Consider the following 22223-nt stretch of genomic DNA (forward strand, 5'->3'; position numbering starts at 1 on the left):
AAAACTTCATATATCGTATCCGTTAGCAATTCTTTTGTCAATTTGAAAAGATGTTTTGTTTTCAAAAGCAAAATTTTCCGTTAAGATAATAGGTGTTGCCTCACAGAATACTTCTAAGAGATAGAATAGAAAGGGACCGTTGCATGGATAATAATAAATCCCCTTTACAGCAGCTCGACTACGGTTTGTTGTTTATTATGTTTATAATGGCGATAGTCAGTGCTGTGGCGATTCACAGCGCCCCTCTTCCGCCCAAACTTGAAAATATCAACTTTGCTTCACGGCAACTGGTATGGTACGGCATATCCCTTGTCGCCATTGCCGGTGTCATGATTATAGATTTTGACCGATTCAGGCTTATCTCCTGGTATTTATACGGCTTTGGCTTGCTCCTTTTGCTCGGTCTCGAGTTTGATGCACCTGGCACTCAAACAATAAAGGGTGCGACAAGCTGGTATCAGCTTCCGGGGCTCGGCAACTTTCAACCGTCTGAATTGATGAAAATTTTCCTTATTATTGTGATAAGCTCTATTATCTTTAAACATAATGAGATCTATATTCAAAAGACGATCCAGGACGACTTCTGGCTGCTCGGCAAAATTTTGCTTACCGCGCTTCCGCCTCTTTTTCTCGTCATGAAACAGCCTGACCTTGGGACGGCAATGGTGCTTTCCGCTATTGTGGCGGCACTTGTCCTTGTGTCTGGAATCAGGTGGCGGATCATCGGCGGGATTGTGCTCAGTTTCATACTGGCAGCACTTTCGGTTGTTATCGTATATTTCACCTTCACTGATTGGTTCGAATCTAAAATAATGGATAACTACGGCCATGCGCTTGAGCGGTTTTACGGCTGGCTTGCCCCTTACGAGTATCCCACTGAAGGCTATCAGTTGACCAAATCACTGCTTGCGATCGGTTCCGGTCAGCTTGAAGGGAAAGGCTACCGGCAAACCGAAGTCTATCTGCCTGAAGCACACACCGATTTCATTTTCGGTGTCATTGCCGAACAATTCGGCTTTATCGGTGCGAGTTTTGTTGTTTCACTGTTTTTCATGTTCGTTTACCGGATGATTCAAATTGCCCTCGACAGCCATGATCCGTTTGGGAGCTACCTCGTCACTGGTGTCATCGGGATGATCACCTTCCAGGTTTTCCAGAACATCGGCATGACCATTCAGCTGATGCCGATAACCGGAATCCCGCTCCCATATATCAGCTACGGTGGAAGCTCACTCGTTACGTATATGATTGCACTCGGGCTTGCTCTAAATGTCAGATCCCGCACCAGAACCTATATGTTTGACTGAAACGGCCTGCACGGGCCGTTTTTACTTGCGGCTGAAACCAATGTTTTTTATTCTGTGTTCATGTAAATACTTACAATAGTTATGTATCGGAAATCAGGGGTGGTTTTTGAATGCCTGGCAATTTATCTTAATTCGGATGTGTTTCTATGAAAGGAGTGCTCCCTGTGGAAAAATACGATGTAATCGGCGACATACATGGATGTTATGAAGAGTTTGTTGAATTGACCAAAAAGCTCGGGTACAGCTGGGAAAAAGGCTATCCGGTGCACCCTGAAGGACGCCGGATCGTTTCGCTCGGCGACCTGACCGACAGGGGGCCGGAATCGATCAAAGTGATGGAGCTCTTCTGGAAAATGGTCGTTGACTTTAAAATCGCCCACTATACTCCCGGTAATCATTGTGATAAATTGTACCGTTTCTTTCTTGGCCGCAATGTCCAGATCAAAAACGGCCTGGAGACAACTGTTGAGGAATATAAGAGCCTTCCGGATAAACAGAAACGGGCGGTAAGTGCCCATTTCATGAAACTGTATGAAAAGGCCCCTCTTTACCTTCAGCTTGATGAGGGGCGGCTCATCGTCGCCCACGCCGGCATCAGGGGGGACTACATCGGGAAAACGAGCAAGAAAGTGAAGACCTTCGTCCTCTATGGCGATATTACAGGTGAATCCAATCACGACGGCACGCCCGTCCGCCGCGACTGGGCCCGGCATTATCACGGCGATGCCTGGATCGTTTACGGCCACACGCCGGTAAAAGAACCGCGCAAAATAAATAACACGTATAACATTGATACAGGTGCCGTGTTCGGCGGCAAATTGACCGCCTTGCGGTATCCGGAAATGGAACTTGTTTCTGTTCCTTCTGCAATGCCTGAATTCCCGGAGAAATTTCGGGTTTTTGATGATTGAATGGTGGATTGGAGTGCAGGCTTGTCCTTTTTTTTACGGATGAGCCTGTTTTTTTGTTGGATGGGGGCTAGCAGGTTGGTTGATTGGTATTTCCGCACCGGCTTTGGATCTTTTTATCGTGTTGCCGGCAGTTTGCATGCCGTAACGTTTGATTTGTGCTCCATTCAGCATACGCACACAGCCCCGTCTTCTGATTTCACGCCGCAATTGAACTATTTCACGCCAAGTGGAGGCTGTTTCGTGCCGTAACTTCTTTCATTCACGCCGTTCAGAAAATGGCCGTACTCAGCCGATTAGGTTTCGCGCCAAAACACGCTTCTTTCATGCCAAACCTTGCAAGATTCAAGCCTGACACACATGCTTATATGCTTAACCTGCCCGGTTTCACGCCAGATCGACTCTTTCACGCTGCATCCCGTGTTTTTCACGCCAATCGGCACTGCTTTCACACCGTTCAGATCTCGTCAGCAATACTGCAGTTCGACCTGCCATTTTACCCTCAGCACCGCTCTCCACCTCCGAATCTCATTTATCCAGCAGTTGTCTCATATCTTCCGGCATCCCGCTCCGAAACGAGTACATCCGCTGCTCAATCGGGTGATAAAACACAAGCGCCGAACTATGCAGTGCCTGCCTATTGATCCCCGCCCGGCTGCCGCCGTACAAATCGTCTCCGGCCAGCGGATGGCCGATGTCCGCAAGGTGGACCCTGATCTGATGTGTCCGGCCGGTTTCAAGCTTTAGCTTTAAAACTGACAAATGACCATGAATGGAATCCACTTCATAATGCGTAACAGCACGCTGTCCGTCTGTCCGCACTTCACGCTCAATGATGCTGTCCCCTTTTCTGCCGATTGGCGCATCGATCACTCCGCATTCGGGGTTGACCCTTCCCTCGGCGATTGCCGTGTAGGTACGCTTGATCAAGTGCTTCCGCTGCTGAAGGGAAAAAAGATGATGCACATACCGGTTTTTAGCGATGATGAGCAGGCCAGATGTGTCCCGGTCAAGCCGGTTAACGGCATGAAAGGTTCCCGGCACACCGGTTTTATCGTAATAAGCTAGGACCGCATTGGCCAGTGTGCCGCCGGGGTGCTCCCGTGACGGGATTGTCGGTATGCCGGCCGGCTTATCAACCACCAGAAGTTCATCGTCCTCATAAACAATCGGCACATCGATCGGTTCTGCCGGCATCGATGGGCTCCGCTCTTCAGGCGGGAGCTCAATCGTAAGGACATCTCCTTCTTTGAGACGGTAGCGGACATTCTCTTCGCTGCCGTTTACGAGGATCCGGCCGCCTTTGAATTTCACATCGGTCAGCAATGTTTTTGAAATAGAGAGGTTTTTGGCAGCGAATTCGCGGATCAGCATCCCTTCGGCAGCTCTATGAATTGTTTTTTCAATGATGTAACACTTTCCCATTAGTAAAAGCCCCTTCATAGTCCGGTTTCCAGATGCAAGCTAAAAAGAAAACCCGCCGTATGGCGAGTCTGCCGTGCAGTATGAACAAAAGCGTTCAGGGTGAGCTATCCTTTTCAGAAGAACACCCTCCTCAATCATCACTGATGAAGGAATCCCTGACCCTGGTCCAGAACGGGAACGGCCTGAACCGGGCAAAGCGAACCCTTTCCTGAGCCACCCGGAATTGAATTGATTTCACATCTTTATGAAGCAAAGTCAGATGGTCGACTGTAATATGGAAATCGGCATCATTTACGGGTCTGAGCATACAGGTATGGTGCTTTGGCAATACCAGCGGCGAGCCGATGGTTCGGAACACACGATTGTTGATGGATGCCATTTCGGCGACCTGGATGGCCTCGATGGACGGATGAATGATCGCTCCGCCAAGAGCCTTATTGTACGCCGTACTTCCTGAAGGCGTGGAGATGCACAGCCCGTCACCGCGGAACGTTTCAAACTGTTCCCCGCGGATTTCCACATCCATGACAAGCGAGCCTTCCACCGCTTTAACCGTACATTCGTTCAAAGCCAAATACTGCGCTTCCCTGTTGCCGTTGATGTATCTCACAATCACTTCAAGAAGCGGATATTCGACCGTCTGAAACGGCGTTTTCGCAATATCGATCACCAGTTTTTCGATTTCTTCGGGAACCCAGTCCGCATAGAATCCGAGGTGGCCGGTATGGACACCGATGAATGCCGTTTTATCGAGCCGTTTTTTATAACGGTGAAACGCATAAAGCAGTGTGCCGTCGCCGCCTACCGAGATGACAATGTCAGGCTGGCCTTCATCGTATACGAACTCAAAATCGGTCAAGTACCGTTTTATTTTATGTTTAATCGAATTTGAAATTTGATCGCCCTTGGAAGTAACCGCGAATTTCATTGTCTCACCCCTGTTTGCTTTAATCCTTGCTTGCTTCGTGTTTCCGTAAAAAAAGATGCTGGGCTTCCTGGATTTCATCTTTTATCTTGGACATTTCTTCATCGAGAAGCATAGCAGCTTCTGCGGCACGCTGCAGCCGTATTTTGATCTGTTCGGGAATCTGGCCGCTGTATTTATAATTGATAGAATGCTCGATCGTTGCCCAGAAATTCATCGCGAGCGTGCGCACCTGGATTTCAGCAAGTATCTTTTTCTCCCCGTTGACTGTCTGGACCGGATAGCAGACGTGCAAGTGATACGAGCGGTAACCGCTGTCTTTTTTACTTGAAATGTAATCACGCTCTTCAATGATTTCAAAATCGTTCCGATTCCTGAGAAGCTCGATGACAGTGGGGATATCGTCCACAAACTGGCACATGAGCCTCACACCTGCGATATCCTGGATTCCTTTTTCAATCTCGTCAAACGGGATGCCTTTTCGTTTCGCTTTGGTGATGATGCTCGGAACCGGCTTCACCCGGCCTGTAACAAATTCGATCGGCGAATGCTGCGACTGCATTTCATACTGGCTGCGAATGCCCCTGAATTTGATTTTAAGCTCATCTACAGCCTGGCTGTATGGCGCAAGAAACCAATCCCACTCTTCACTCTCCATGACAGCAATCCCTCCGCTCAGCGTCAATGTTGTACTCCTAATTGCCGAAAATCTCCGTTACTTCCTGTTCCATTTCCTCTCCATAATTGGCATTGCCGGATATGTTTTCGACAAGCTCAGCCAGTTCAACATGGAAATCACTAAGTTCGAGTTCGTTTTCGTCGGAAGTCAGGATAACGGGGGCTTTGCGGCCAAACGCTTCCTTCAGCATCGGCCATATATGTTTCGGCAAACTTATGTATACGAATTCTTCCTGATCTTCCAGGATATAAATGAAAGACAGCTGATCGGAATCTGCGAGAACACGTCTTCCGGGGGCCAATCCTTCTAGATTATGTTTAATTTCAGGCTGCAGAACAAGCCTGTCATTTTCGAATAAAGCTTCCTTCACTTCAATTCTCGTTCTCATGACAAAATCCTCCTTAAAAAACATCCATACTTTTTTAGTGTACCATAGAATATTCGCAAAATATAAATTGAGCGATTCATGGAATCATGCGATAATGAATGGGTCCAGTATCTGCCAGAGGAGGACAAGAATATGGCCCGGGAAATTGAAATTGAATTTAAAAACATTGTGCAAAAAGACGAATTTGAGCGGCTCAAAGCCGTCTTCCATATAGAACAGCAGGCTTTCCACCTTCAGATGAATCATTATTTTGACACCCCTTCCTTTTCAGTAAAGGAAAAAGGGGCTGCGCTCAGGATCCGGGAAAAAAACGGTTCCTTGACGCTCACCTTAAAACAGCCGCATCCGGATGGACTGCTTGAAACCCACCAAAAACTGGCACAGCAACAAGCTGAACAGCTGCAGAATTCCGGAAAGATGCCGGACGGGGATGTGAAACAGGCGCTTCATTCCCTTAACGTAACCGGTGAACAGATCCAGTATCTCGGCAAACTCGCTACACTCCGCGCTGAGACGGAATATAAAGGCGGTACGCTCGTATTCGATGAAAGTACATACCTGGAAAAGACCGATTATGAAATCGAGTATGAAACCGATTCAGCCGAACAGGGTGAAAAAGCATTCCATGACTTGATGAAGGATCATGGAATCCCGCTCAGGGACACCCGCAATAAAATCAGGCGCTTTTTTGATGAAAAACAGAAAGCAGAAAAAACGGGGGATGAGCATGAGAACTGAAACATTGAAAGTCATGATGGAACTGCAAGCCTTGCGCGGCTTTTCAACTAATGGAGCGGGTACGCCAGCGGGCAGCAGCACTCTATTCACCGATCTTCTGATGGAACAGCTGGCTTCTTATACGGATACAGCCGGCTATGCTGCGCCAAAACAGGAGGCGCAGCTCATGCTGAAGCCGGGAATCATTCCGCCATACCAGCCGCCGTCACCCGCTTCAACGCCGATCGAGCAAGTCGAGCAGCTGATCAGCCAGGCATCTGCCAAATATGACCTTGACCCGAAGCTGATCCGCTCAGTGATTCAGGTGGAATCCAATTTTGATTCATTTGCTCAAAGCGGGGCCGGAGCGGGCGGACTCATGCAATTAATGCCGGCGACCGCAAGAGGGCTCGGTGTCGATAACGTGTTCGATCCAGCCCAGAACATTGACGGCGGCTCTAAATATCTCCGCCAGATGCTCGACCGCTATGACGGTGATGTTTCCCTTGCCCTTGCCGCCTACAATGCCGGGCCTGGAAACGTCAGCAAATATAACGGAATCCCGCCTTTTAAAGAAACAATCAATTATGTTCAGAAAGTATCCTCCTTATACAACACATAACCTGCCGTTCCAAGCGGCAGGTTTTTTTATGCCCCAGTACCCCTTATTCCGCAGATCCCATGAATCCTGCGTTAAAAACGGGTAAATTATGGAAATAATATACGTAAGACCTAATTATTGCAATCAACGCTTCATTTCCTCTAGAATACGGAGGAAATAAAATTGCCTGGCAATTGCCTGGCAACAACGATAGAAAAAGAAGGAAGCCAAGTTCGAAACACAACATTTGCCCGGGGCGGGGCGCGTTGCTAAAATGTACTTACAAATCGACTGTTATAGAGGAGATTTTAGTTATGAACCGTGAAAATTCCAGTTTTAAATCACCGTTCGATATGATTGGCGGAGAAAAAGTGATTGCGCGTCTTGTGGACGCTTTTTATACAAGAGTCGGCAGCCACCCGGATCTTATACCGATTTTCCCTGATGATCTGACCGAAACGGCACGCAAACAAAAGCAATTCTTAACACAATACCTGGGCGGACCGGCGTTATATTCACAGGAACATGGCCATCCGATGCTAAGAGCCCGCCACATCCCGTTTGAAATCACACCGACAAGGGCCGAGGCATGGCTTTCCTGCATGAGAAGCGCCATGGATGAAATCGGCCTCGAAGGCCCTTTGCGAGACGAGTTTTACCATCGCCTTGTACTAACTGCTCAACATATGATCAACACACCGGATAACGACGAGCAGAAAGGAGGATGAGCATGGACTTCCTGCAGACTGGACGGCGCAAGCACCCTTCTGCTTTTCATTATGATTTATTCCATAAACCGCTTGAGCTGTATGTTTTTATCGATCCATTATGCCCGGAATGCTGGGCACTTGAACCGATCATCAAAAAACTGCAAATCGAATACGGCCGCTTTTTTACAATCAGGCACATATTAAGCGGAAAACTGAGTTCATATAAAACAATCAAAAAGAAAAACCATACCAATCTTGCAGAGCGCTGGGAGCGGACCGCCAGCCGTACAGGAATGTCCTGCGACGGGGATATATGGCTTGAAAACCCGATTTCGACTCCGTATACAGCCTCCATTGCCATTAAAGCCGCAGAACTGCAAGGTAAAAAGCCCGGCCTCCTGTTTTTAAGAAAGCTTCAGGAAGAACTGTTTCTTGAAAAAAGAAGTATCGACAGTGAAGAAACATTATGTGACGTCGCCAAAAAGGCAAACCTTGATGTTCGTGAATTCAGGCGCGACCTCCAGTCTGCTGCAGCAGTCAAGGCCTTTCAATGCGATTTGAAGCTGACAGGCGAAATGGATATTCACGATATCCCAACACTCGTCTTCTTTAATCACAATTTCGAGGATGAGGGGCTGAAGGTGCCTGGAAACTACTCTTATGATGTGTATGTCCAGGTAATCGAAGAGATTTTGCAGCGCAAAATTAAACCGAGTCCGCTGCCGAGCATAGAACAGTTCTTAAGTTATTTCCGTTTTGTGGCCACAAAAGAGATCTCTGTTGTCTACAACCTATCATGCAAAGAAGTCGAACGGATCATGAAAAAACTATTGATCAAACAAAAAGTGGAACGTGTTCCTGTAAAATACGGAACGTTCTGGCGCTATATTGATGAAAACTAAAGGGGAGGGACTCCCCTTTTTCAACAATAAAAAAACCGGGCTCAGAGGCCCGGTTTTTTTATTTGTCTCAGTCGACAAAGGGGGATGGGAGAAAGTTTTTCACGGTCAAACAAAGGGGTAATGTTTTATGTGATTAACTTCACATCTATAATATATCAACTTGTTCAGTATTTAACAAGCGGTTTGTTATACATTTCACAAAGCTGTCAAACTTCACATCAGAGCCTGTTCTTTCAGGTGCGGAACCTGCATATATAAAAAATATAACACTCTTTTACAGAACGGGGAGAATGCCCATGCAAGGCTGGCTTATTATCATTTCGCTCTCAGCATTTATCCTTTCCTTCTTCTATTACCTGCTTGCGCTTATGAAGATGGCGCCTATGCTCGCAGCAGCACCAATTTTCTTTGGTTCAATCATGCTGTCTATTGCTGCTATTACGCAACCGAACCGGTTTAAAGGGTTTGGGCCGTGAGATACGGCCCTTTTTTAAGATTGGAAAAAAAGAAAAACTGACGTTTTTGAAAATAAATCCGCCGTTTTTATATGTAAATTCATTTTTCAAAAGATAAATTGCTGTTTTTGAAAATATCACCTCCCGTAAGCCGCTTACACAGCCGATTCAGAAGGTGAGATCTCAAATTCCAGCTTATTCAGCACGTTTCCATTCCATTCATCCTATTTCCATGTTTCTTCCGGTAAATCCCCATCCGGTACTCAAATATATCACTTCCGAACAGCGAACCTAAAGCTGTTTATTTTAACGAGAACAAGACCGCATCCCCTTCCCGGGATGCGGTCTTGTCCAATCATTCATCAAGTAATTTTTCCATTTCCGTCAGTTTTTCTTCAAATACAGTGAGTGCTTCTTCAATCGGTTTTGCGGAGGTCATGTCAACTCCGGCTTTTTTCAGCACTTCGATCGGATAATCGGAGCTTCCGGCTTTCAAGAACTCGATATAGCGATCAACCGCCGGCTGGCCTTCTTCAAGAATTTGCTTGGAGAGAGCTGCGGCAGCACTGAAGCCAGTCGCATATTGATATACATAGTAGTTGTAATAGAAATGCGGAATGCGGGCCCATTCGAGGCCGATTTCCTTATCAATGACAATGTCATCGCCAAAGTATTTTTTGTTCAGTTCATAGTACTCTTGTTCAAGTACATCCGGTGTGAGCGCTTCGCCATTTCGAACCATCTCGTGGATTTTATGCTCGAATTCGGCAAACATCGTCTGGCGGAAAACGGTGCCGCGGAATCCTTCCAGGTAATGGTTCAGCAGGTACAGCTTCTCTTTTTTATCATCAGTATGCTCAAGCATATAATCGTTGAGGAGCGCTTCGTTTGTAGTTGAAGCCACTTCAGCGACAAAAATTGAGTAGTTGGCGTATGGATAAGGCTGAGTCTTCCTTGAATAATAGCTATGGACGGAATGGCCCAGCTCGTGGGCGAGCGTAAACAGGTTGTTGACGTTATCCTGCCAGTTCAATAGGATATATGGATTTGTTCCATATGTTCCGGATGAATACGCCCCGCTTCGCTTGCCTTTATTTTCTTCAACGTCAATCCAGCGGTTTTCAAAGCCTTCTTTAAGGATATCCTGGTACTCGCTGCCGAGCGGCGCCAGTCCTTCAATCACGTTCTTTTTCGCTTCTTCGTACGGTATCTCCATTTTCACTTCCTTTACGAGCGGTGTATAGAGATCGTACATGTGGAGTTCATCAAGACCGAGCACTCTTTTACGGAGTTTCACGTAACGGTGCAGCAGATCCAGGTGGTCATTCACCGTACCGACAAGGTTGTCATAGACACTTTCCGGGATGTTGTTGCTGTCGAGTGCTGCCTGGCGGGCCGTTTCGTAGTTGCGGACCTGGGCATAGAAATTATCTTTCTTTACCGTACCGCTCAGCGTGCTGGCAAATGTATTTTTATACTTTCCGTATGTTTCATAAACCGCCTTGAACGCATCTTCCCTTACGCGGCGGTCGCTGCTTTCGAGGAAACGGATATAGCGGCCGTGGGTCACTTCCACTTTTTCCCCGTTTTCATCTTTGACCGTCGGGAATTTGAGATCTGCGTTGTTCAGCATGCCGAACGTATTGCTCGGTGATGACGCCATCTCTGAAGCCTGGGCAAGGAGCGCTTCTTCTTTAGCGCTCAGCACATGCGGACGCTGCCGGGTGATTTCATCGAGTGCCTGTTCATACAGGCGCAGGTCTTCATTTTCTTTCAAAAAGGACTTCAGCTTGCCTTCATCGATGCTCAAAATTTCCGGGACCATGAATGCCAGCGCGCTGCCGACCTGGGTATACAGGTTCGATGCCCGGTCATTCAGGCCCTGGTAAAACGAGTTGGTCGTATCCTGGTCGTAGCGCATGTGGGCATATGTATAAAGCTTTCCGAGCCTCATGCCGACCTCATCCTGTAATTTCAATGCCTGGTAAAGTGTCTCACCACTTTCGCCAAGCTTTCCCTCATATTCTTTTACTTTCGGAATGAGCTCCTTCGTATCTTTGAACTCTTTTTCCCATTCCTCATCGCTTGCAAAAATATCCTCAAGCCTCCACGTCAGCTCTTCGGCTATCTCTTCGCGGGCCGGAAGCTCTTTCACTTTTGTTTCTTCTGCCATTTGATAATCTCCTCCATCTTGAAAAAGTAAAACTAAAGGCAATAACCACCTTACCATATTTCGTTATTCCCTACTTTCATTCCTGTTTAAAAAGGTTATTTTTTCTAAATTGCCTGATTGTTTATAGTGTTGGCAGCCGCTGCAAAATCATGCACCGATTTTTTTCTGATGGAGAAAGACCGCCGTCTCGAAAAAAACTGCCTGTTCCGCACAATGGGGAACAGGCAGCATTTTTATCAATCAAGTTTAATAGGTGCAATTTTGCCGTTTTCCACGGCTGCGATGAGCAATTCAGCTTCAAAACCGCCGTCTTCACCGATTGAAGGGATGACATAAACCTTTTTTGTCTTCCGGAAGGTTATCAAGCCCGTCCTGCATGTGGCTGCGGATTTTTTCCGGTACTTCGATAAATCCTGCCGCTTTCATCGCTTCGACAAACACATAGGTTGCGATATAATCCGCTTACACTTGGGGATGCAAACTCATCTCCATCCCCAAGTGTAAGCGTTTTATTTCTACAGCTGTTCTGTTAATTGTTCGCTCTTTTCTCCAACCTTCAATGGGGCAATATCATGCCTCGATCCTGTTCCCTTCAAGTGCCGCTCTTACCATTTCAGGTACATGTTTGGTCATCTGTTCTTCAAAATCGAAGCAAACAATGACCGCCTCAGCACTGGCAATGGGCTCCATTGTTTCAGCATCCGCCATTTCATGCTGAATTCGAAAGCTTTTCGTACCGATTCCAGCTACAGAGGTGAAAATTTTCAGATCCTGTCCAAACCGGGCCGCAGACAAGAAATTGCAGGATGTGGAAGCAAGGATGAAACCGATTGAAACGTCACGATTTTCATTTCCGATACCAAGCCGGTCAAAAAATCTGGCCCGGGCTTCTTCCAGGTAAATGAGGAAACTTGTACTGTTCACATAGCCTGCAGCATCGGTTTCACAGAAACGGATATAAATCTCTTGTTCATGGCTGTTCACTGTCAGTCCTCCCTGATAAGCGCAGGTGCCGCCCAGCTGTCTGCCCGGCTATCATCCGGATTGAATAACAGGGCTGATTCGGCGGCCTTTTCATTCGTAATCCCGTTCAAAGTCAAAGCGATATATGTATCGGCGAGTTCCTTCTCCGACACGGCTCCATCAAGATTGTACCAGTCACTCCCAATTAATCTGGCTTTAGAGGGAGATATTACATGGCAGACGTCCCCCCGTCGACCGGCAAGACGGCTCCTGTCACAAAATCGGATGCTGATGAAGCAAAGAACAACGCAGCGCCCTTCAGATCATTTTCGGTTCCGAACTTTCTGAGCGGCGTCCCTTCTTTGATGGCCGCTCCGCCTTCCTCAAGAAGTCCTTTTGACATTTTCGTCGGGAAAAACCCCGGGGCTAAGGCGTTCACATAAATCCCTTTCGGCCCCCACTTGACAGCCAGGTCCTTTGTGAATGTGATGACGGCCCCTTTGCTTGAGTTATAGCCGATTGCGTTCATGAATTTCGGGTTGGAGCCTTTTAGTCCGGCAACCGAAGCGATATTGATGATCTTGCCGTATTCCTGTTCGATCATGACTTTCCCGACAGCCTGCGACATGAGGAACGTCCCGGTCGCATTGACATTCATCACTTTTTGCCATGCCTCCAGCGGCATTTCCTCGGCCGGCGCCCCCCATGTCGCCCCGCTGTTATTTACAAGGATATCGATCCGTCCGAACTTTTCAAGAGTGGCGTCCACGACATCTTTAATGTCAGCCGGATTTGTGATATCGCATTTCATCGCAAACGATTCGGCCCCGATTTTTTTCAATTCTTCGCTTACTTCCCTGCAGGCATCTTCCTTCCTGGAACAGACAACGACATTGGCGCCTGCTTCCGCCAGCCCTTCCGCAATCTGCTGGCCCAGTCCGCGGCCTCCCCCTGTCACGATGGCCGTTTTTCCGGCAAGGTTAAACAATTCTTTTACATTCATCGTCAATTCCTCCATTCTTATTCGCTGTATTTTTCAAGCTCGTATCAGGCGATTGCCCGGCGATGATCTTCATCCGGCACGCCGGCAAGGCGAATCGTCCTGATATTGGCCGCTTGCTTGCTCGCCTCGAATTGGATCCGTCCTTCCTGTTTCAACGGCCAGGCCTTTTTTCGAGATGGCTGCCCCGTGCCAAGAACACCACTTCATGTCCCGCTTTGCTTAAAAGGCCGCCTTAGAACCCGCCCACTGCTCCTAGCCTGCAACTCCTATTTTCATCGAATCTCCCCTTTTTGAATGATGCCGGGAAGCAAAGCATCCTCCATGCTATCCCTGATTAATCCAATAAATCCGGCTGATCCTTAATGATCCGGTTCCATAATGGCTGGAACTGAAACCAACCGGCTTCTTCCGTGCCGACCTGCTCCCTAGCCGTCACCGCATTTTCATGGCTGATCAGCTTAGGGGTTCCGGCTGCTTCCGCCAACAGCTGGGCCTGGCAGGAACGTTCCATTGTGATGAACCACCAGGCGGCTTCATCGACTGATTTTCCGACGGTCAATAACCCATGATTCCGGAGAATGCATGCTTTATTATTTCCAAGCGATTCACCGATGCGCCTGCCTTCCTCCACATCGAGCACTACACCAGTATAGTCGTCAAACAGGGAGTGATCACCGTAGAAGGCGCAAACATCCTGTGTGATCGGGTCGAGCAGCCTGCCAAGCGCCGCCCAACTTTTACCGTAAACCGAGTGGGCATGAGCGGCCGCAATGACATCCGGCCTTGCGGCATGGACCTGTGAATGGATGGCAAACGCTGCCCGGTTCACAGGGTGCTTTCCTTCCACCACATTCCCTTCATGATCGCAAAGAATCAGATCGGAGGCTTTGATCTGGCTGAAGTGCATGCCGAAAGGGTTGACCCAGAAGTGGTCCGTTTTTTCCGGGTCCCTCGCCGTTATATGCCCGGCCACCCCTTCATCAAATCCAAACTTCGAAAACAGGCGGAATGCCCCTGCGAGTCTCTCTTTCAGGTGCTGCCTTTCTTCTCCAGCTGTATCAAAAACAGGCGGTTTGAAACTGAGTTCCATTTTGGCTGCCATACAATCAGTCCTTCCGTAGTGTTTATTTAGGTTTATTAACCATAGGTTGGCGGGCGAGGGCTTGTCTCCCCTCTGTCCCGGAGCCTATAAAAATGACCTGCGGTTCAGCCACTGTCCACCGTCGACTGTCAGGATCTCACCGTTGATATAGCTGGCGTCTTCAGATAATAGAAAAGCGGCAGTGCCTGCGATTTCTGCCGGTTCGGCCAGCCGTTTCAGCGGTATGCTGTTCACTGTCCTGTTGTATGCCTCTTCTGAAGCCCACAGTCTTTCCGCTCCGCCCGTGTTATTGACGGGTCCCGGCGCAATGGCATTCACCCTGATTCCATACTTTGAGCCCCATTCAACGGCGAGCGTCCGTGTCATGGCCAGCACGCCTGCCTTTGCGCTCGCAGAATGGATAACCCCCGGTCCGGATGTCCAGGCATATGTAGCGAGAATATTGAGGATACTCCCCTTCTGGTTGTTCGCCATCCAATCCTTGCCGATCGCCCTGCTGCAGTAAAACGTACCGTTTAGCACGATGTCGATCACCGCATTCCAGCCGTTCACCGACAGATCCTCTGCGGGGCAAATGAAATTTCCGGCTGCGTTATTGACGAGATAATCGACTTGCTTAAATTGTCTTTTTGCCTCGTCCACCATGCGCTCGACATCTTCCGGGTTCCTTACGTCCATCTGGACTGTCCCGAGCCGGTCCGAAATTCCAAGTTCCTGTTTCGCCTTGTCCAACTTTTCAGCATTCCTTCCGGTGATGACCACATTTGCCCCTTTTTCCAGGAAGGTTTGTGCCATCGCCCTGCCGATACCGCTGCTGCCGCCTGTCACAATGACTGTTTTTCCTTCCATTGCTCGCCTCCTTAGCCTGTCTTTAAATAAAACGAGCCCGGCAACAACCCATATATCTTATTGTTGCCGGGCTTACTGCTGACTGGTCAGTCAGTATTGAAGATAAACGACTTCTCCTTTGATGACGTCTTTTCCATCCTGATTGGAAGCAGCCACATCAAAGTGAAGCTTGTTTCCGTCTTTTTCTTTCAATACCGCTTTCAGTGTCAATACATCATCTAAAAAAACCATCCCTTTAAACCGGATTGAGTAACCCTGGATAAAGCCTTCCTCATAATGGGCGGTAAAAAGCCTGGCGAGGTTTCCCATCGTCCACATGCCGTGAGCGATGATTCCCGGCAAACCTGCTTTCTTCGCTTCTTCATCGATCGTATGAATCGGGTTGTAATCGCCTGATGCTCCTGCATACTTGATCAAATCAATCCTGGTGACCGGTTCGAGCTGAACACTCTTTAACGATTCACCAACTTCCAATTTCGAAAGCTCACTCATACAGTCAACACCTTCCTTACCGCTTCCGTGATGATGACAACCTGTTTGGATGTGAAAATCGGATTGCCGGCCAGATCCTCGCCGTTGGATGATAGAACGAGAAAGCCCATACGTCCCGAATTGCCCGATCTTTCATAGTAATCTTCCACTTTTGAGTAGCAGAGGATTTCCTCTCCCACCAAAAGCGGCCGTTCGTAATGATAGATTTGCTCTCCGTGGATCAAACCTTTATTCGGGAGATTTAACCCTTCAATTTTGCCGTAATCAAAAACTCTCGGAAAAGTCGGCGGCGCGATATTACGTCCGTAACGAGACGATTTTCCGATCTCCTCATCCAAATAAATCGGATGCTCATCACCGACAGCTTCTGCGAATTTCTTGACCGCGCCTCTCTCGACCATGTTTTTCACTTTTTGTGAAGTCTTGCCGATATATTCTTCAAACATCGATTATCACGCTCCTAATCTGTTAATTCTTGGGACCGCCTGCTACATACAGAACCTGGCCGTTAACAAAGGACGATTTTTCATCGGCAAAAAAGGCGACCGCATTGGCGATATCAGCTGGCTTGCCGCTGCGTCCGGCGGGGATGCCGGCGACACTGGCCTTGATCAGCTCCTCAAACTCTATGCCGATTCTCCTTGCCGTTTCTTTCGTCATATCCGTTTCAATAAAACCGGGTGCGACAGAGTTTGCTGTGATACCGAACTTTCCGAGCTCTATCGCGAGCGTTTTTGTAAAGCCCTGCAGCCCTGCTTTGGCCGCTGCATAGTTGGCCTGGCCCCGGTTTCCAAGGGCAGAGGTTGACGAGATATTAATGATGCGTCCGTACTTGTTATCAACCATGTATTTCTGGACGGCCCGGGCCGAGTTGAAGGAGCCCTTCAGATGAACATCCATGACAGTCTGCCAGTCCTCATCGGTCATTTTAAACAGCATGTTGTCGCGGATGACGCCGGCGTTGTTAACAAGGATATCGATCGACCCGAACTTTTCATATACTTCTTTGGCCGCTTCCTCCATCTGTCCTCCATCCGTCACACTGGCTTCCTTTGCCAGCACTTCGTACCCTTTCCCTTTAAATTCGGAAGCGGTTTCATTTAACGCCCCGGCATTGACATCGATGATCGCAACCTTTGCGCCTTCTTCCGCAAGCCGTTCGGCGATTCCTTTTCCGATTCCGCGGCTTCCGCCTGTTATAATGGCTGTTCTTCCGTCAAATCTTCCTGTCATGATAAATGAATACCTCCTATAATTCTAGTAAAAGCTTGTGTATCAGATTAAAGCTGACCGCCGACTTTGACGTGGCCTTTCAGCAAATTGCGTGAAATGATCATACGCTGGATTTCATCTGTGCCGTCATAAATTCTCCACAACCTTGCTTCACGGTACCAGCGTTCAATTGGGAGCTCTTTCGTATAGCCCATACCGCCGTGGATCTGGAGGACCCTGTCGATCACACGGTTCCCCATGTTTGCGCCGTACAGTTTGGCCATCGAAGCGACATGGCGGTTATCTTCTTTCTGGTCAAGCGTGAAAGCTGCATTCAGGACAAGCCATTTGGCTGCTTCAATTTCAACAGCAGAATCAGCGATCATCCACTGGATCGCCTGCCTGTCCGCTATCGGCCTGCCGAATGTGGAACGCTCTTTTGAATAATCAATCGCCATCTGCAGCAGGCGTTCAGCTGCACCGACTGCCCTGGCGCCGACAATCCAGCGGGCGAATCCGATCCATTCAAGTCCCAGGTTGTAGCCTTTATGCAGTTCCCCGAGGATGTTTTCTTCCGGAATGCGGACATGGTCAAAAACAAGCCCGGCCGGCCCCCATTCCCCCATAGTATGGATATATTCCGATTTCCAGCCCATGTCACGATCAGCAATGAAGCAGGTTACCCCTTCGCGGCCGTTTGTCTGCTGGTGTCTTTCCTTGTCTGTGATGGCGATGACCATGACGAAATCAGCTTCATTTCCGCCAGTGATGAATGTTTTCTCCCCGTTTAACACCCACTCATTGCCGTCTTTGACAGCGGTCATCTTAATATTGCGGGTATCGGACCCTGCATTCGGTTCGGTGATGGCGAAACACGACTTTTTCTCGCCCTCAATTGTCGGAATCAAATACTTCTGCTTCTGTTCCTCATTCGCATAATAAAGAATGATATCGGCAGATCCGCCGAACTGGAACGGCACAAATGTTTTAGATACTTCCATAAAGACGAGGGCCATCATCATCTGTCCGAGGTTGGCCCCGCCATATTCCTCCGGCGTATTGATGCCCCAGAAACCAGCTTCCTTCGCTTTCAGCTGGAGGTCCCTCATCTTCCCGGGCGGCAGGCTCGGCTTGCCTTCCCGTTCATTTTTCAGGACATCATTTTCAAGGGGCATCAATTCTTTCTCAACAAACTTGCGGATCGTCTGCTGCACCATGCGCTGCTCATCTGTCAACCGTAAATGCATATCCTCACTCCCATTTTTAATATGTAAATTGCTTATGTCATAACAAGTATGCGAGTCCACCACGGAACATACCAACCGGTAGGTATGTTAGCTTTATTATATTTAGAACTTTCAGAAAAAACAAGTTGTTTTTCAATAAAAATCTCCTTCCCGGTTCTTTATGGGCAAGAGATTTTTATCATCATCTCTTCGCTTCTTCCTTTGTTTCTTCAAAAGAGAACGGGAGCATATTCGAAAGCGGCCCTTCCGATAACCAAGCACATATTCCGTCAGCATGACAGTAGAAAAAACAAAGGCGCAGGCAAGTGCACCTTTGTTTCAGGCATCATTTTACTGCAACCGGGACAACCTTCTGGCCGACAGCTGCAATGAGCTCCTTCGGCATCGGGAACGAGACGGCTGCAGGATCTTTTGAAACAGCGGCAACAGTGTGCTCGAGAGCATCAGCGGAAATATTGAATTCTGCAAAATCAGCCGGCAGCCCGACCTTCTGCTGAAGCAGCCGGATTTTATCGACCACTTTCATTAGCGCTCCCCGGGCATCATCACCCTGGACATCCACCCGCAATGCCTGTGCCAGTTCAAAAACTTTCGGCAAATACAAGTCTGGAACAGACTCCATGACAACCGGCAAAAATACCGCGTTTGCAAGCCCGTGCGGAATCCGGAAAAGCGCACCGTACGCATGGGCGAAGTTATGCACAGGGATTGCGTTCAACGCAAAGCTGAATGCTGTGATTCCCATCAGGCTTGCCTGCAGCATGTCCATGCGCGCTTCAAGATTCTTGCCGTCGGCAACGGCTTCAGGCAGCCGCTTTTCAATCAGCCTGATCGCCTGGAGTGCGTGGGCATCCGTCAATGCTGTGGCATTTGGTGAAGCAAAAGCTTCAATTGCATGTGTAAGGGCGTCAAAACCGGTAAAAGCGGTAATCCGCGGCGGAAGGCCGACAGACAATTCCGGATCCAGGATGGCCATGTCCGCACCGATGAACGGGCTGATGATGTTTGTCTTCATCTGGATATCTTCGTTAAAGATAACGGCAATCGGTGAAACTTCCGACCCTGTCCCAGCTGTCGTCGGTATCGCGATATGCGGAATCTCCATATACTGCGCATCGGGAAAAGACTCGAACTTGAATCCTCCCGGAATGGCTTCCTTAATATCAGCAAGTCCGTGAAACAGTGCATATTTCACCCCTTTGACCGTGTCGAGGACACTGCCGCCGCCTACCGCCAATAGTGCATCCGCTCCTACTTCCCTTGCATATTTCGCCGCCGCATTCACACACTTGCTTTCCGCATCCTGATTAATATCAAGATAAATTCCGGCAAGCTCCGGACCGCTGCCGTGCTGGGTGAGATTGAATATACCGGCGACCTTTTCGACAACGCCAGCTTTTTCGAGGCCCCTGTCACTGAACAGCACCACACGTCTGGCACCAAGCCCGCTGAACAGGTCAGGGACCATCGCGCGGGAGTTTGACCCGCTGTATATGCCTGAGCGCAGCATAAATTGCGATAATGTAGTTGTTTGCATTTCTTCACCTCAATTTTTATTATAGAAGGCTGAGTTAAACGTCATTGTTAATTTTAAAGATAATCCGGGTCAAAACCCCGATATCCCGCATGGGACCGTTTTAACTCGCTTATATCCATATAAGCGTTATTCTGAAAAAAGAATGCCGTACCACGGCCGTTTATGAAGCTCCGGAACCATGGAAGTATGGACATGCTTTGTCTGAGTATAGGCATCAAGGGAATGCTTCCCCATTTCCCGGCCAATGCCGCTCTGCTTATACCCTCCGAACGGCGCGTCACTCCTGAGCATATGCCAGTCATTGATCCAGACGACGCCAGCCTGAAGTTTTCTGGCAATCTCGTAAGCTTTGTTTATATCTTTCGTCCAGACTCCGGCAGCAAGGCCATAGATACTGTCGTTCGCCATTTCAATCGCTTCCTCCACTTCTGAATAGCGGATGATGGAAAGTACCGGCCCAAATATCTCTTCCCTGGCAATTTTCATATCATTGGTCACATTCGTGAAAATGGTCGGCTCGATGAAGTGCCCTTCTTCACAGCCCGGAACCGCTATTTCTTTTCCGCCGCAAACGAGCGTCGCCCCTTCCTCTTTGCCTGCTTTTATATAGGAAAGGATCGCCTCTTTTTGTTTCCTGGAAATGACCGGACCGATATCCGTCGCTTGATCAAGCGGATTGCCTGCTTTCAGCTTACCGGTGAGCGCTGTCAGCTGCTCAACAACCTGATCATGCAGTTTATCCGGTACAAACAGGCGGGTACCGGATTCACACAGCTGCCCGGAATGAAGAAATACACCGAACAGGCTCCCAGGCAGGGTGAGGTTCAAATCGGCATCTTCCAGAATGATGTTCGGTGATTTGCCGCCCAGCTCCAGTGTTGTATTTTTGACTGTTCCTGCAGCAAGTCCCATGATTCTGCGTCCGACCTCGGTGGACCCGGTAAAGGCGATCTTATCAACCTGCGGATGCTCGACAAGCGCTTCACCCACCTCTGCACCTGAACCGGTCACAACGTTGATGACGCCAGGCGGCACAACTTTTGAAATGAGTTCGGCCAGTTTCAGGGTGGACAGCGGCGTATAACTGGCCGGCTTGATTACGACGGTATTGCCCATCGCGAGCGCCGGAGCAATCTTCCACGTTGCAATGACCATCGGCAAATTCCAAGGCGTGATTGCCGCACAAACACCGATCGGCTCTTTCCAGATGAAACTGTGGGCAGGACCCGGAAATGGGGGAACCGGCAGTGTTTCTGAGTAATCATAGCTTTCAGTGAATTTAGCAAGTGTTTGAAACAGATCCACCATTTGCAAAATATCACTCTGGCTGATGCGCCTGATCGTTCCGCCCGAGCTGATCGATTCCAGATAGGCGAGTTCCTCGGCATGTTCAGCAATGAGGTAGCTGATGCTGTACATGACTTTTGCCCGGTCTTTAGGTTTCATGTTTTTCCAGTCTGTTTTATCGAAGGCATCCCTTGCCGCCTGGACGGCCTTGTTCACATCGTCTTTTGTGCCTTTTGCAACTCTGGCGGCAAGTTCGCCTGTTGCCGGATTGAACACGTCAAACGTTTCTCCGCCTGAAGCCTGTTCCCACTGCCCGTTAATGAATAAAGGAAATGTTTTAATATCAACATTTACGGTCATGCAATCTCCTCCTTTTCACTCTGATACTAAATGACTTCCAACTCGGTTTCCGCAGATTTGTAGATTTCTTCAATCTTCTTCCCTCTCGCCCGCGCCAGCACTTCCATCCGGATGGACAACTGCTTTTGTGTGAATGCCGTTGTCAGCGCCGGATCTCCGCCAAAAGAACTCACTTTCCGCCCGGCTATCCCTTCCTCATTTATTTTCATCGCAAGCGGCGTAAGTTCTTGCATTTTTTTCTCGACGATTTCATACAGGTGCGGATGTTCGCAGATCAGCCGCTGCAGCAGGAATGTCCCGTAGCCGATATGCCTTGATTCATCCCGTTTCAAGTTCCCGATCCCTTCAAGCAGACCTGGCATCAAGCCGGCAGCTTCAAGGGACTGGTAAAAAGAGTAGTACCCCGTCTCGGCAAGCACCCCTTCAACAAACATGTTATATACCGTTGAGGCTTCGGCGATCGCCTCCGGTGACTGGTCGGATACGAGCCGTTCCATCGAGGCGGGCAAAATATCGTAGAAGATCGTTTTATAGGTTTCAGTATGAAAATGGGACAAATCACCGCTCGCTCCGATCGCATTCAGCACACGCCGGAAAAATTCGGTATGCTTCGCTTCCTCGAATAGAAAAGTCGTCAAAAACATTTCTTCCTCAAGGCGGCCCTCTTTTGCAACCGCCATCATCAGCGGAAGCAAATCGAGCGTCACCGCTTCTTCCCCGGCTTGAAACTGTGATATCAGCCGCAGAATATCCTCCTGCTGTTTCTCATTCAGCGCTTGCCAGTCGCTGGCATCCTTACTGAAATCGATGTCTTCCGGATTCCATGTCCCAACCCGTTTTGCTTTCTGGTAAAGCCGGTACGGGAAAGAATCCTCCTGCAGCCCCCGGTGGCTTGTCGTTAAAATTGTCCTTTGCTTCATGCACATTCTCCCTTCGATCTTATTTTTGTATTCTCCGTTATTCGATTTCTTATTGTTAACG

Annotated in this window: 26 protein-coding genes; 8 read left to right on the forward strand and 18 right to left on the reverse strand. The window is 48.6% G+C overall.

Going from position 1 to position 22223, the window contains the following annotated elements:
• Positions 1-143: 143 nt before the first annotated feature.
• The 3 genes from A4U59_RS03265 to A4U59_RS21260 all read left to right on the forward strand — a co-directional run bounded on the left by A4U59_RS03265 (position 144) and on the right by A4U59_RS21260 (position 2467).
• Positions 144-1307, forward strand: coding sequence for an FtsW/RodA/SpoVE family cell cycle protein (locus tag A4U59_RS03265; protein ID WP_070119726.1), 1164 nt, complete (start codon positions 144-146; stop codon positions 1305-1307).
• Between the two features lie 164 nt (positions 1308-1471).
• Positions 1472-2218 carry a bis(5'-nucleosyl)-tetraphosphatase PrpE gene (prpE, locus tag A4U59_RS03270; protein WP_245680485.1) on the forward strand — a complete coding sequence of 249 codons (747 nt, stop codon included), beginning with the start codon at positions 1472-1474 and terminating at the stop codon, positions 2216-2218.
• 75 nt (positions 2219-2293) lie between these two features.
• Entirely contained in the window at positions 2294-2467 is a 174-nt protein-coding gene (locus tag A4U59_RS21260; RefSeq protein WP_157888126.1) for a hypothetical protein, read from the forward strand.
• Positions 2468-2743: 276 nt separating this feature from the next.
• Here the strand turns inward: A4U59_RS21260 and A4U59_RS03275 are convergent, their stop codons facing one another.
• From A4U59_RS03275 to A4U59_RS03290, 4 genes are all read right to left on the reverse strand, one after another.
• Positions 2744-3640, reverse strand: coding sequence for an RluA family pseudouridine synthase (locus A4U59_RS03275; RefSeq protein ID WP_070119728.1), 897 nt, complete (start codon positions 3638-3640; stop codon positions 2744-2746).
• Between the two features lie 130 nt (positions 3641-3770).
• Positions 3771-4568 carry an NAD kinase gene (locus tag A4U59_RS03280; protein ID WP_070119729.1) on the reverse strand — a complete coding sequence of 266 codons (798 nt, stop codon included), beginning with the start codon at positions 4566-4568 and terminating at the stop codon, positions 3771-3773.
• A gap of 19 nt (positions 4569-4587) precedes the next feature.
• Positions 4588-5223, reverse strand: coding sequence for a GTP diphosphokinase (gene yjbM, locus A4U59_RS03285; RefSeq protein WP_070119787.1), 636 nt, complete (start codon positions 5221-5223; stop codon positions 4588-4590).
• Between the two features lie 37 nt (positions 5224-5260).
• Positions 5261-5632 (reverse strand): UPF0738 family protein, encoded by a 372-nt coding sequence (locus A4U59_RS03290; protein ID WP_070119730.1) that lies wholly within the window; start codon positions 5630-5632, stop codon positions 5261-5263.
• Between the two features lie 132 nt (positions 5633-5764).
• Here A4U59_RS03290 and A4U59_RS03295 point away from each other — a divergent pair, with 132 nt between their 5' ends.
• The 5 genes from A4U59_RS03295 (at position 5765) to A4U59_RS03315 (ending at position 9038) form a co-directional block, all read left to right on the forward strand.
• Positions 5765-6370 (forward strand): CYTH domain-containing protein, encoded by a 606-nt coding sequence (locus A4U59_RS03295; protein WP_070119731.1) that lies wholly within the window; start codon positions 5765-5767, stop codon positions 6368-6370.
• Positions 6360-6971: a lytic transglycosylase domain-containing protein gene (locus tag A4U59_RS03300; protein WP_070119732.1), complete on the forward strand. Its 612-nt coding sequence runs from the start codon at positions 6360-6362 to the stop codon at positions 6969-6971. Before A4U59_RS03295 ends, A4U59_RS03300 begins: the two co-directional genes overlap by 11 nt.
• Before the next feature lie 293 nt (positions 6972-7264).
• The gene (locus A4U59_RS03305) at positions 7265-7678 is read left to right on the forward strand and encodes a globin domain-containing protein (protein WP_070119733.1); all 414 of its coding nucleotides are present in this window, start codon (positions 7265-7267) and stop codon (positions 7676-7678) included.
• A gap of 2 nt (positions 7679-7680) precedes the next feature.
• On the forward strand, positions 7681-8562 hold the full coding sequence (locus A4U59_RS03310; protein ID WP_211274896.1) for a ClpXP adapter SpxH family protein: 882 nt from the start codon (positions 7681-7683) through the stop codon (positions 8560-8562).
• A 296-nt stretch (positions 8563-8858) separates the two neighbouring features.
• A complete protein-coding gene (locus A4U59_RS03315) occupies positions 8859-9038 on the forward strand; it encodes a hypothetical protein (protein ID WP_070119735.1) in 180 nt (59 codons plus the stop codon).
• Positions 9039-9372: 334 nt separating this feature from the next.
• Here A4U59_RS03315 and pepF read toward each other — a convergent pair whose 3' ends face one another.
• The 14 genes from pepF to A4U59_RS03375 form a co-directional block, all read right to left on the reverse strand.
• Entirely contained in the window at positions 9373-11190 is a 1818-nt protein-coding gene (gene pepF / locus A4U59_RS03320) for an oligoendopeptidase F (RefSeq protein ID WP_070119736.1), read from the reverse strand.
• 236 nt (positions 11191-11426) lie between these two features.
• On the reverse strand, positions 11427-11555 hold the full coding sequence (locus A4U59_RS22345; protein WP_281183307.1) for a hypothetical protein: 129 nt from the start codon (positions 11553-11555) through the stop codon (positions 11427-11429).
• A gap of 205 nt (positions 11556-11760) precedes the next feature.
• Positions 11761-12174: an acyl-CoA thioesterase gene (locus A4U59_RS03325; protein WP_070119737.1), complete on the reverse strand. Its 414-nt coding sequence runs from the start codon at positions 12172-12174 to the stop codon at positions 11761-11763.
• A 2-nt stretch (positions 12175-12176) separates the two neighbouring features.
• Positions 12177-12326: a hypothetical protein gene (locus A4U59_RS21265; RefSeq protein ID WP_157888127.1), complete on the reverse strand. Its 150-nt coding sequence runs from the start codon at positions 12324-12326 to the stop codon at positions 12177-12179.
• A 56-nt stretch (positions 12327-12382) separates the two neighbouring features.
• Positions 12383-13156, reverse strand: a complete 774-nt coding sequence (locus tag A4U59_RS03330; RefSeq protein ID WP_070119738.1) for an SDR family oxidoreductase — start codon at positions 13154-13156, stop codon at positions 12383-12385.
• Between the two features lie 334 nt (positions 13157-13490).
• Complete coding sequence (locus A4U59_RS03335) at positions 13491-14258, reverse strand: class II aldolase/adducin family protein (protein ID WP_070119739.1); 768 nt, start codon at positions 14256-14258, stop codon at positions 13491-13493.
• Between the two features lie 84 nt (positions 14259-14342).
• A complete protein-coding gene (gene fadH, locus A4U59_RS03340) occupies positions 14343-15107 on the reverse strand; it encodes a 2,4-dienoyl-CoA reductase (protein WP_070119740.1) in 765 nt (254 codons plus the stop codon).
• A gap of 90 nt (positions 15108-15197) precedes the next feature.
• On the reverse strand, positions 15198-15599 hold the full coding sequence (locus A4U59_RS03345; protein ID WP_070119741.1) for a MaoC/PaaZ C-terminal domain-containing protein: 402 nt from the start codon (positions 15597-15599) through the stop codon (positions 15198-15200).
• Complete coding sequence (locus tag A4U59_RS03350; protein ID WP_070119742.1) at positions 15596-16045, reverse strand: MaoC family dehydratase N-terminal domain-containing protein; 450 nt, start codon at positions 16043-16045, stop codon at positions 15596-15598. Before A4U59_RS03350 ends, A4U59_RS03345 begins: the two co-directional genes overlap by 4 nt.
• Positions 16046-16067: 22 nt before the next feature.
• Positions 16068-16832 (reverse strand): 3-oxoacyl-ACP reductase FabG, encoded by a 765-nt coding sequence (gene fabG / locus A4U59_RS03355; RefSeq protein WP_070119743.1) that lies wholly within the window; start codon positions 16830-16832, stop codon positions 16068-16070.
• A 47-nt stretch (positions 16833-16879) separates the two neighbouring features.
• Positions 16880-18058: an acyl-CoA dehydrogenase family protein gene (locus A4U59_RS03360; protein ID WP_070119744.1), complete on the reverse strand. Its 1179-nt coding sequence runs from the start codon at positions 18056-18058 to the stop codon at positions 16880-16882.
• Positions 18059-18383: 325 nt separating this feature from the next.
• Positions 18384-19595 (reverse strand): iron-containing alcohol dehydrogenase, encoded by a 1212-nt coding sequence (locus A4U59_RS03365; protein ID WP_070119745.1) that lies wholly within the window; start codon positions 19593-19595, stop codon positions 18384-18386.
• Positions 19596-19721: 126 nt separating this feature from the next.
• A complete protein-coding gene (locus tag A4U59_RS03370; RefSeq protein ID WP_070119746.1) occupies positions 19722-21242 on the reverse strand; it encodes an aldehyde dehydrogenase family protein in 1521 nt (506 codons plus the stop codon).
• Between the two features lie 26 nt (positions 21243-21268).
• Positions 21269-22162 (reverse strand): R2-like ligand-binding oxidase, encoded by an 894-nt coding sequence (locus A4U59_RS03375; protein WP_106406287.1) that lies wholly within the window; start codon positions 22160-22162, stop codon positions 21269-21271.
• Between the last annotated feature and the right edge of the window lie 61 nt (positions 22163-22223).

Origin of the sequence: Bacillus marinisedimentorum (assembly GCF_001644195.2) — a bacterium.
GTDB lineage: Bacteria > Bacillota > Bacilli > Bacillales > Bacillaceae_O > Bacillus_BL > Bacillus_BL marinisedimentorum.

Excerpts from the sequence above, each read along its gene's own strand:
- A4U59_RS03265 (WP_070119726.1), top strand. The coding sequence starts at position 144 with ATGGATAATAATAAATCCCCTTTACAGCAGCTCGACTACGGTTTGTTG.
- A4U59_RS03275 (WP_070119728.1), bottom strand. The coding sequence starts at position 3,640 with ATGGGAAAGTGTTACATCATTGAAAAAACAATTCATAGAGCTGCCGAA.
- A4U59_RS03280 (WP_070119729.1), bottom strand. The coding sequence starts at position 4,568 with ATGAAATTCGCGGTTACTTCCAAGGGCGATCAAATTTCAAATTCGATT.
- yjbM (WP_070119787.1), bottom strand. The coding sequence starts at position 5,223 with ATGGAGAGTGAAGAGTGGGATTGGTTTCTTGCGCCATACAGCCAGGCT.
- A4U59_RS03290 (WP_070119730.1), bottom strand. The coding sequence starts at position 5,632 with ATGAGAACGAGAATTGAAGTGAAGGAAGCTTTATTCGAAAATGACAGG.
- A4U59_RS03295 (WP_070119731.1), top strand. The coding sequence starts at position 5,765 with ATGGCCCGGGAAATTGAAATTGAATTTAAAAACATTGTGCAAAAAGAC.
- A4U59_RS03300 (WP_070119732.1), top strand. The coding sequence starts at position 6,360 with ATGAGAACTGAAACATTGAAAGTCATGATGGAACTGCAAGCCTTGCGC.
- A4U59_RS03305 (WP_070119733.1), top strand. The coding sequence starts at position 7,265 with ATGAACCGTGAAAATTCCAGTTTTAAATCACCGTTCGATATGATTGGC.
- A4U59_RS03310 (WP_211274896.1), top strand. The coding sequence starts at position 7,681 with ATGGACTTCCTGCAGACTGGACGGCGCAAGCACCCTTCTGCTTTTCAT.
- A4U59_RS03315 (WP_070119735.1), top strand. The coding sequence starts at position 8,859 with ATGCAAGGCTGGCTTATTATCATTTCGCTCTCAGCATTTATCCTTTCC.
- pepF (WP_070119736.1), bottom strand. The coding sequence starts at position 11,190 with ATGGCAGAAGAAACAAAAGTGAAAGAGCTTCCGGCCCGCGAAGAGATA.
- A4U59_RS03330 (WP_070119738.1), bottom strand. The coding sequence starts at position 13,156 with ATGAATGTAAAAGAATTGTTTAACCTTGCCGGAAAAACGGCCATCGTG.
- A4U59_RS03335 (WP_070119739.1), bottom strand. The coding sequence starts at position 14,258 with ATGGCAGCCAAAATGGAACTCAGTTTCAAACCGCCTGTTTTTGATACA.
- fadH (WP_070119740.1), bottom strand. The coding sequence starts at position 15,107 with ATGGAAGGAAAAACAGTCATTGTGACAGGCGGCAGCAGCGGTATCGGC.
- A4U59_RS03345 (WP_070119741.1), bottom strand. The coding sequence starts at position 15,599 with ATGAGTGAGCTTTCGAAATTGGAAGTTGGTGAATCGTTAAAGAGTGTT.
- A4U59_RS03350 (WP_070119742.1), bottom strand. The coding sequence starts at position 16,045 with ATGTTTGAAGAATATATCGGCAAGACTTCACAAAAAGTGAAAAACATG.
- fabG (WP_070119743.1), bottom strand. The coding sequence starts at position 16,832 with ATGACAGGAAGATTTGACGGAAGAACAGCCATTATAACAGGCGGAAGC.
- A4U59_RS03360 (WP_070119744.1), bottom strand. The coding sequence starts at position 18,058 with ATGCATTTACGGTTGACAGATGAGCAGCGCATGGTGCAGCAGACGATC.
- A4U59_RS03365 (WP_070119745.1), bottom strand. The coding sequence starts at position 19,595 with ATGCAAACAACTACATTATCGCAATTTATGCTGCGCTCAGGCATATAC.
- A4U59_RS03370 (WP_070119746.1), bottom strand. The coding sequence starts at position 21,242 with ATGACCGTAAATGTTGATATTAAAACATTTCCTTTATTCATTAACGGG.
- A4U59_RS03375 (WP_106406287.1), bottom strand. The coding sequence starts at position 22,162 with ATGAAGCAAAGGACAATTTTAACGACAAGCCACCGGGGGCTGCAGGAG.